Genomic DNA, 5,561 nt, shown 5'->3' with positions numbered 1-5,561 from the left:
ATATGAAGTTATCTAAATAACTTATATTTAAATTTAAAACTATATTCTTTCAATTTAGATAATTTACTAAAGAATTATTTTTAATTTATAGTTATATAAAACTATTGATGTAGATTATTTATTGAAAACTATATCAACTTTAATTAATTAATCATTTTTAATTACTTTAAGCGCCAATAAAATTGCTAAAAATCCTGATATAAGTTTCACTAATATATAAATCAATGCTATATCTTTTGCCTCAGCCACTACATAGGCAAGTTGTCCACCAAGTACATAAGCTCCAGATACTGAAAAAGCTGAACATAAAACCTTTCCTCGATTATCCAGCTTATCAAAATCGGTAAATATAATTACTGCTGATGCTAAACTACCTATTAATGCAGCTACAGAATCTGAATTAATATGTAACTTTTTCTCTAAAGTAATAATTTGCTTACTAAAAAATCTTTTTATAACTTCAAGCATCACATTTGAACCTGCTAAGAAAATAGCAATTTTACCTACAACTGTTATTGCCTCTTCTAATGGAAGTAAATTATTAACTAATGAAATTCCAATGATAGAGTTTAATCCTTGAAGTCCAAGTCCTATTAATCCTATTATAAAAATACCTTTTGCTAATCTCTTAAAATAAATTACCATCTTAGAAGGAATTTTATATAATCCTATAATTAATAAAACAGAAATTATTATTATAGGTAAAAGACTTACAAATATCTCTAGTAAACTTATTTTTAATAATATACCTCCAATAAATAATCCTATAGGTATGGTAATTATTCCACAAAGTATTCCCTTACAAAAAATATCCATATGCTTTTCATCTATTATTCCCAGTGCTAAAGGAATAGTAAAGCTAACAGTACATCCTAGTATTGATGAAATTAATATTCCTGAAAAATATATTATATCAGTACTTCCTCCAATTGCTTCTGCAATTTTAAATCCGCCCATATCAACAGCAATAAATGATGATGATATTATACTTGGATCTAATACCCCTTTACTAAATACTGATAATACATACTTAGATAAGAAATCTGAAATTATTGGAGTTATAGATAATATTCCTATCATGGATAACGCTAAGGATCCCATACTCTTTATTCCATTTTCTATTCCATATCCTAATTTAAACCTATTTCCTAAAATATAATCTATTATTCCTACTACAAAAAACAAACCAACTATGTAAAGCATTATTTTTTCCATACATTATCTCCTTTATAAGACTCTAACTTATTTTATCAAAATTATCTATAATAAAAAAGAGCTGTATCAAACTTTGATACAGCTCCTTTTTATTCAGTTAAATTAACAATCGCAACCGTCTGATTGTCCGCCAGAATGTTTTTCTGGTTTTGCTATACACTTACCATTATATGATGAAGTTTCTAATTCTGTATATTTGATTACTATATTATCTTTGTATATCTTTAACATATACTTAGTATTTGGGCATAATGGTCCTAATAAAAATTGTCCATGACAATCAGTAAAAGTATGAGTTAATGGATAAGGATATCTACAACCATCAACAACTTGTAATAATTTTACTACTGCATCTGCTACTGGCATTCTATTACAGTCTAAAATTGTTCCAAATATAACTGATCTCTTTTCCTCTGGTAATCTAATTACTGCTTCGATTTGTTCATTACATCCAGTCTTTAACTCACATGATGTTATTCTTCCGCTCATAATTTTGCCTCCTAAGTTTTAAAAATAGATTTTATAATATAATCTATTCATTATGTCAAAAAATGTGATATCAAAACTACTTGCAGATTATAACTTTGTCAAATTTTTTATTTTATTAATTTTTTGCCTCTAATTGTACGTCAAAGGTCTTATCTTCTCCATTTCTTACAACCTCAACTTTTACTACATCCCCTTCTTCCTTTGAGTCTTTAATTTTTTTTAACTCATCAAAAGTTTTTATTCTCTTTCCATCAAATTTAACTATTAAATCTCCACCTTGTAATCCCGCTTTTTCTGCTGGTGAGAATTCAACTACACTTACAATATAAAGACCTTCATCCATCTTATATTGTTTTGCTAATTCAGAATTTATCTCTCTTATTGATATACCTAAGTTTAATATAGGCTTAGATAAGGAATCTATTCTATCTTTTACTTCATTTATTGGAATTGAGAACCCAATTCCTTCAGCTCCTCCAGATATCTTCATAGTATTAATTCCAATTACTTCTCCTTTTGTATTAACTAAAGGTCCACCACTATTACCTGGATTTATAGCTGCATCTGTTTGTATTAAGTTTAATTTAGCTCCTGAACTTGTTTCTACATTTCTATTTACTGCACTTACCATACCACCAGTTACAGTTTGATTAAAGTCTTTAGATAATGGAGTTCCTATTGCAAGAACTTCTTCTCCTGGTCTTAACGCATCTGAATCTCCAAGTTCAACTACTGCTGGTACTTTTACAGTATCATCACTTATTTTAAGCATAGCTACATCTTGATTTTCATCATAATTTATAACTTTAGCTTTAACTTCTCTACCATCCGATAATGTTACTGTTACTTCCTTTGCTCCTTCAATAACATGGTAGTTAGTTAAAATATAGCCTTCTTCATTTATAATAAATCCTGATCCAATACCTTCTGTTTCTTTAGGTATAATTCCACTATAATCTACAACCCCACTGACTGAAACTATAACAACAGCTGGTGCAACTTTATCAAAAGCTTGGCTTGCAGTTAATGCTTCTACTTCTGTATCAAAGGTTGCTGGATTGGGTGTTCCTGTATATCCATTAGATGTAGAAGATTTATTGCCTTTCATTATATAATAAACGCTTCCACTACCTATAGCTCCTCCTAATAGTCCAGTGATTAACGATATTGCAATTACTTTAAATATTCCATTCTTCTTTTTCTTCTTTGTCTTTTTAGAAAGATCATTTATTGGATGAACATAAGAGTCTTTCTCATAAATCCTATCTTCTTCTATATAATCTTCTACTACCTCTTCCTTTTTTTCCTCTGTAATATCTTCATATTTTTCAACATCATATATGTTATTATCTTCATTCATACTAAAAGCCTCCTAAAAAATTAATAATTACTATTACATTTATTAATATAACCTTTCTTTGTGACAATTATATGGCACATAAAAAAAAAGTTAACATATATAAGTTGCTTATCCACATTATTCTGGTTAATAACAAACTTACATATGCTAACTTTAATAATACACTATTCTTAGCTATTCTTAGCTATTCTTATTCTTTTTTTCTAATCTTTCTATTTCATTTGCTTGCTTAACAACTTGTCTTATCCCTGTAACTACTGTCTCTGGTTCATACATAGAAACTAAATTTTCTTCATAATCAACATTATAAACCTTAGTTAAAGATTCATCTCCTAGTTTTCCTAATACTTCTTGTCCATCTTTAGCGATTAAGTAATATGGCTTTCCAGTAAAAGCCCCTTCTTTTTGGATATCTACATTCCCAGATGTAATAGTCTTATACTCATTTTTTACTGCTTTATTATATCCTTTTTTTGTTCTATGTACTTTAAATTCCTCTAACTCTTCTCCCGATAATTTTTCTTCAAATTCATCTGTATCACAAGTTAAGTTTACTTTGTCCATAAGAGTAGTAAGCCCTAAGCTTGACCCAAAGCTTTCTATATTTCTTCTAATATTATTAATTATTAAACTCTTTTTAAAATCATTAGAATTTATTGTATCTTCGACTAAAGGATTAACTAATACAATACCTGAAACTAAGTCTGGATATTCTTTAGCAAATTCTGTAAGTACTAAACTTCCATACTCTTCTCCAACTAAGATATATGGAGCAGGGGCTGCTGATTTTCTAAGCAATATTCTTAGATCTTCTGCTTGCTCCTTTGGAGTCTTTTGTTTACTTTCATCACTGAAACCATAACCACTTCTGTTATATACAAAGGTAATTAAATCCCCATACTCATCATCTAATATATCAATTACTTCATTCCATTGATTTAAAGTACTTCCTATATTACCATCAAAAACTACAGTATATTTTCCTTCACCTTTAAGTTTGTAATCTAATCTTTTATCATCTACCCTTGCATAATCAACTCTTTCTTTTAAAGTTTCTTTTGCAATAAAATTGCTTATTCTTTGATATATAAAACCTATTGCTAAGGCTATTAATATCCCTACAATAATATTCTTAGCAATGTCTTGTGGTTTTAATTTTTTTTTCATATTAACCTTGCGTACACCATTTGAATATGGTAAAAGTTTCACTTCTCACTTCCCCCTATAACTTTAAGTTTGGTTTTGCATTAATGTCTAGCTTTGCTTCACTTCCATTTATAAAGTTAAAATAAGCTGCACTACCTATCATAGCTGCATTATCTGTACATAATATTTGTGATGGGAATAATACTTCTATACCTTCTTTTTCAGCTGCCTTTATTAATGATTCTCTTAATGCTGAATTAGAAGCAACCCCTCCTGCTATAGCTATTTTCTTAATTTCTTTCTTTCTACAAGTCTTTAATACATTTTGCTTTAATACCTCTATAACAGCCTTTTGGAAAGATGCTGCTACATCAGCTTTATTAACTTCAATATTTTGCATTTTACACTTATTTAAATAATTTAATACAGCAGATTTTACACCACTAAAGGAAAAGTCTAATGTATCATCATGAAAATTCGCCTTTGGAAATTCAATAGCATTTTCATTTCCTTCCTTAGCAAGCTTATCTATTTTAGGACCTCCTGGATATCCAAGTCCAAGTGCCCTTGCCACCTTATCATAAGCTTCTCCTGCAGCATCATCTCTAGTTTGACCTATAACATCATATTCTCCATAGTCCTTAACATGAACTATGAAAGTATGGCCTCCTGATACTACTAAAGATACAAATGGTGGTTTTAAATCTTTATGCTCAATATAATTAGCACATATATGACCTTCTATATGGTTAACTCCTACTAATGGCTTCTTTAGTGAATATGAAAGGCCCTTTGCATATTGTAATCCTACTAGTAAAGCCCCTACTAATCCTGGGCCATAAGTAACTCCAATAGCATCTATATCATTAAGGGTAACTCCAGCTTCTTCTAAAGCTTCTAAAACAACGCCATTTATAACTTCAATGTGCATTCTAGAAGCTACCTCAGGTACTACCCCTCCATATTTTTTATGAGTCTCTATTTGAGATGCTATTATATTAGATAAAACTTTTCTACCATCTTTTACTACAGCAGCTGAAGTTTCATCACAACTTGATTCTATTGATAAAATTAATTTACTATCCATTTTATTTACCTCTTACTTTTATTTCTAATCTTCATCATTATTGTTAAATCTATACATTTATTGTATATAAATCGTGATAAGGATTCTACTTTTCATTAAGTCCTATTTCCTATTAAAAATATTTAAGATATTTAACTATCTAAATAACCTATATAAAAATTTTTAAAATACATCCTTTAAATTTAGATAATCTACTTTAAAAATAATTTTAACCTATAATTTAATAAGACTATAGATGTAGATTATTAATTGAAAGATATATAT

5 protein-coding genes are annotated in these 5,561 nt (G+C 28.7%); all 5 read right to left on the bottom strand.

Annotated elements, in window-relative coordinates; genetic code table 11:
* Nucleotides 1-147 precede the first annotated feature (147 nt).
* Nucleotides 148-1,215: an ethanolamine utilization protein EutH gene (gene eutH / locus E6248_RS12330; protein ID WP_316341101.1), complete on the bottom strand. Its 1,068-nt coding sequence runs from the start codon at nt 1,213-1,215 to the stop codon at nt 148-150.
* A gap of 102 nt (nt 1,216-1,317) precedes the next feature.
* A complete protein-coding gene (locus E6248_RS12325) occupies nt 1,318-1,704 on the bottom strand; it encodes a carboxypeptidase regulatory-like domain-containing protein (protein WP_316341100.1) in 387 nt (128 codons plus the stop codon).
* Nucleotides 1,705-1,819: 115 nt separating this feature from the next.
* A complete protein-coding gene (locus tag E6248_RS12320) occupies nt 1,820-3,064 on the bottom strand; it encodes a trypsin-like peptidase domain-containing protein (RefSeq protein WP_316341099.1) in 1,245 nt (414 codons plus the stop codon).
* A gap of 180 nt (nt 3,065-3,244) precedes the next feature.
* Nucleotides 3,245-4,273, bottom strand: a complete 1,029-nt coding sequence (locus tag E6248_RS12315; protein WP_316341098.1) for an alpha/beta hydrolase — start codon at nt 4,271-4,273, stop codon at nt 3,245-3,247.
* A gap of 13 nt (nt 4,274-4,286) precedes the next feature.
* Complete coding sequence (tsaD, locus tag E6248_RS12310) at nt 4,287-5,297, bottom strand: tRNA (adenosine(37)-N6)-threonylcarbamoyltransferase complex transferase subunit TsaD (protein WP_316341097.1); 1,011 nt, start codon at nt 5,295-5,297, stop codon at nt 4,287-4,289.
* Nucleotides 5,298-5,561 lie beyond the last annotated feature (264 nt).

Origin of the sequence: Clostridium sp. (assembly GCF_032552055.1) — a bacterium.
Lineage (GTDB): Bacteria > Bacillota > Clostridia > Clostridiales > Clostridiaceae > Clostridium.
The sequence above is the reverse complement of the archived record's forward strand: the minus strand, read 5'-3'. Positions and strand labels throughout refer to the sequence as shown.